Below are 3,555 nucleotides of genomic sequence, written 5' to 3' on the forward strand. Positions count from 1 at the left end.
CCAAGATGGCCTACGAGTTCTGCCGCACCCGTCTCGCCCGTCGCATCTGGGCGATCAAGGGCCGTGGCGGCCCAGGCATCCCGGTCTGGCCCCGCCGCCCCACCCGCACCAACAAGGGCAAGATCCCACTGTTCATCGTCGGCGTCGATGCCGTGAAGGACGCCGTCTACGCCCGCCTGAAACTGACCGAACCCGGCCCCGGTGCAATCCACTTCCCCCGCCGCCTCGACGCCGAATATTTCCGCCAGTTGACCGCCGAACGCGTCGTCACGCGCTTCGAAAAGGGCCGACCCATCCGCTCATGGCAACCCAAGCGCGACGGCGAACGCAACGAGGCGCTGGACACCTTCGTCTACGCCCACGCCGCCCTGCATGGGCTGATCAGCATGGGGATGCGATTGAACGAGGATGCGGAGGGGGTGTCAGGGCGGTCGACGCCGACGTGTCATAAAACGGAAGTCATCCGGTCGGCATGGATGGGCTGATTTTCTCGGCACATCGTCTACAACCGAAAAACGCGCCTAAACTTCCCATTTACGCGCATGTGAAGTGGTAGCATCGGCTTTGTACATGAGCGGAGCTGTCGCGAAGACTGGAACGCCGATGCTTACTGGTCGTTGAGCTCCGCTTTGACGCCGCCTTTCCCCCGAACAATCGCTACGAGTTCAGCCATGATCCTTGGCATTTCTTCGATCACTTCATATCCGAATAGAACCTCGTCCACGTAACCCATGTGAAGCATATCGACCATACGACAGAGATACGAGCGTCCGCAGTCCCACCAAGTATAGTGGGCGTCAACTATCAGGTAGTGACGAACATCGATGCCCTCATGCTCCCGGAGCTCCTCAAGCTCCATCCCGTCGAGCAGGGACTCATAGACACCGTCGGCGACGCGGCTACCGAACGTGGTAGTATAGTAGTATTCCTTGATCTCCCACACGGCGACTGGGTTCACGGTCGACGGGAATGCTCCATCCACTCGCCGAGCAAGCGTTCGTACAGGCACCCCGTCGCGAGTCACGGTCGTCAGTTGGCGAGGGTCATAGTCGCAGGGTAGTCCTTGGGCGTGAGCTTCAACCATCATGTTGACCATACCCGTGAGGAACGCCTCGGCCTTCATGGCGCCCTTTTGCTTGTTCATCGGGATTGGGCAGGTGGGTCTCATGCGTGCCCTAAGGGCCTCGAATTCACTCTTTGCCCTAGCGGCGTCCATCAGGCGCGGCTCCACGTGCTCATTCAACACCTTGGCTCTGTATTGAAAATACTCGTGTAAGTCCTTCGCGAGCGTGGTCGGCGTACCGTTACGTTCTCGCAGCACGGCATCGCTCAGGCCTAGCACCCCAAATGCCTTCCGCATCGCTGGAAGGTCCGGAACCTTAATCCTACCAGTCCCGCGCTGGGTATAGCCAACCGCTTGGCTGATGGTCCTTACGCTTGCCCAAAACGTCTTTGGCTTTCGAAGAAAACGATGATCCGGCCGCACTTTGCCCCCGCGTAGTAAATCCTCAAGACGCCCAGTCGAGAAAAACCAAACAATGAACTTGGCTTCGGGCGCGCTGGGAGGTATCTAGTAGGAATGGTATGACGCGAGGGATAACAACACAAGATGCAGTATGCCTTGTTTGCCGATGAGAGCGAGGAGGTCGAGGTCCGGCCAGATGGCCGGGTGCGACCGGGAAGAGCTGCGCCGTTCAAGAGCCAGCTGCTCAAATGGATCGGCAACAAGCAGAAGTTCGCCCATGAAATTATTTCAACATTCCCAGACGACTACGGCACCTACCATGAACCGTTCATCGGGGCTGGCGGGGTTATGGCTACACTTTCGCCACGAAGTGCCATAGGGTCAGATATCTTCGGACCTCTCGTTGAAATATGGCAGGAGCTCAGTTCCGACCCGGAGCGCCTTAAGACTTGGTATGCAGCTCGGTGGGCAATCTACAAGGATGGTGACCGCGTCGAGCAGTATGAGCAGATTAAGGCTTCATACAACGCACGGCCCAACGGAGCTGATCTCCTTTTTCTCTGCCGTTCCTGCTATGGCGGCGTGGTCCGATTCCGGAAGCGCGACGGCTACATGTCCACGCCCTGTGGCGCCCATGAGCCGATTCACCCCGAGTCTTTTTCCCAACGCGTTGAAAGCTGGCACCAGCGAATGAAGGGTGCGCGCTTCGAGCGCATGGACTATGCAGAGGCGATGGCGCGTGCTCAGACCGGTGACTTGGTCTACTGCGATCCGCCTTACTCATACTCGCAGGCGATCCTCTACGGCGCTCAAGACTTCAGGCTGGACGATCTTTTTAAGGCGGTTGCCGCCTGCAAGGAGCGGGGCGTTCGTGTCGCTCTCAGCATTGACGGGACCAAGAAGTCCGGTGACTTCTACTGCGACATCAAAATACCTGAGGGTCTTTTCGAGAACGAGCTTCTTGTGAACGTCGGACGCTCGATGCTCCGGCGCTTTCAGATGAGCGGACAAACTCTTGAAGCGGAAGAGGTACGCGATCGCCTCCTCCTGACCTACTGAGATGCCTCGCCGTATGGCATCGCCGCACCTAAAGAACACAATGAAATCTCGAGCAGGTTCTACCTGCTGAAGAGAAGCCGAGCTTCTTCACAATTCCCAAACATTCCAAATAGATTGCCGCCCCCTGCCATGCGACTCTCCCCGCATGCGCAGCCTGCTCCACCGTCTCTTTGCCCGCCCAGGCACCCGTGCGTTTGACGCTGCGGGTGGTGGTCGGCGTTGGGAGGGGGTGCGGACTGTCGACGGGCTGAACACGGCGATCCTCGCGGGCGCGACCACGGCGGCGCGGCGTGCCGGGTGGTATGCGCGTAACAATCCTTGGGTCGCGGCTGCGGTAGACAGCCTAGTCGGTAATGTTGTCGGCGCGGGGATCAAGCCGCAGTCCACTCATCCCGACCGAGCGGTGCGCGAACGGCTGCAGGTGCTCTGGCTGCGCTGGACAGATCATGCCGATCCAGGTGGGCTGGCGGATTTCTATGGGCTGCAGGCCATTGCTGTGCGGGCGATGATCGAGGGCGGTGAGAGTTTCGCCCGCCTGCGCGTCGTGACCGGTGCTTCGGCTGTTCCGCTGTACATCGACCTGCTGGACCGCGACCAGGTGCCGATGGACCTTCACCGAGACAGCGGTGGCGGCGCGCGCATCCGGGCTGGCATCGAGTTCAACGGCGCTGGGCAGCGCACCGCCTATTGGGTGTCGCGTGATCGGCCCGGCGATCCGCTGGCGTCGTTGCGGCTGGAGCCGCTGCGCATCCCCGCGACCGACTGCCTGCACCTGTTCAAACCTTTGGCCGCTGGACAATTGCGCGGGATCACCTGGCTTGCTCCGGTTTTGCTGCGGCTGCACGAGTTGGACCAGTTCGAGGATGCAGCACTGGTGAAGGCCAAGGTTGCCGCGCTGTTCACAGGCTTCATCACCGACCCGGATGGCACGGCGGGTGGGCTGACCGGCGCCAACAATGGCGGCGCGTTGACCGTTGGCATGGAACCCGGCAGCTTGATCCCCTTGCCGCCTGGCACCGACATCCGCTTTT

At 60.2% G+C, this 3,555-nt stretch carries 4 protein-coding genes; 3 read left to right on the forward strand and 1 reads right to left on the reverse strand.

Annotated elements, in window-relative coordinates:
* Window positions 1–485 (forward strand): terminase gpA endonuclease subunit (locus tag ROA7023_RS23115; protein ID WP_200812590.1); only part of this gene is annotated, 485 nt, incomplete at its 5' end.
* A gap of 122 nt (window positions 486–607) precedes the next feature.
* Here ROA7023_RS23115 and ROA7023_RS23120 read toward each other — a convergent pair.
* Window positions 608–1,486 carry a DUF7687 domain-containing protein gene (locus ROA7023_RS23120; RefSeq protein WP_085881303.1) on the reverse strand — a complete coding sequence of 293 codons (879 nt, stop codon included), beginning with the start codon at window positions 1,484–1,486 and terminating at the stop codon, window positions 608–610.
* Window positions 1,487–1,609: 123 nt separating this feature from the next.
* Between ROA7023_RS23120 and ROA7023_RS23125 the strand changes: the two genes are divergently transcribed.
* Both ROA7023_RS23125 and ROA7023_RS23130 read left to right on the forward strand, forming a co-directional pair.
* A complete protein-coding gene (locus tag ROA7023_RS23125) occupies window positions 1,610–2,524 on the forward strand; it encodes a DNA adenine methylase (protein WP_085881304.1) in 915 nt (304 codons plus the stop codon).
* A 145-nt stretch (window positions 2,525–2,669) separates the two neighbouring features.
* The coding region (locus ROA7023_RS23130) for a phage portal protein (RefSeq protein WP_085881305.1) at window positions 2,670–3,555 on the forward strand (886 nt) is incomplete at its 3' end.

The organism is Roseisalinus antarcticus, assembly GCF_900172355.1.
GTDB lineage: Bacteria > Pseudomonadota > Alphaproteobacteria > Rhodobacterales > Rhodobacteraceae > Oceanicola > Oceanicola antarcticus_A.

What these genes read in the sequence shown, in the direction of transcription:
- ROA7023_RS23125 (WP_085881304.1), top strand. Translation starts at nt 1,610, where the DNA reads ATGCAGTATGCCTTGTTTGCCGATGAGAGCGAGGAGGTCGAGGTCCGG.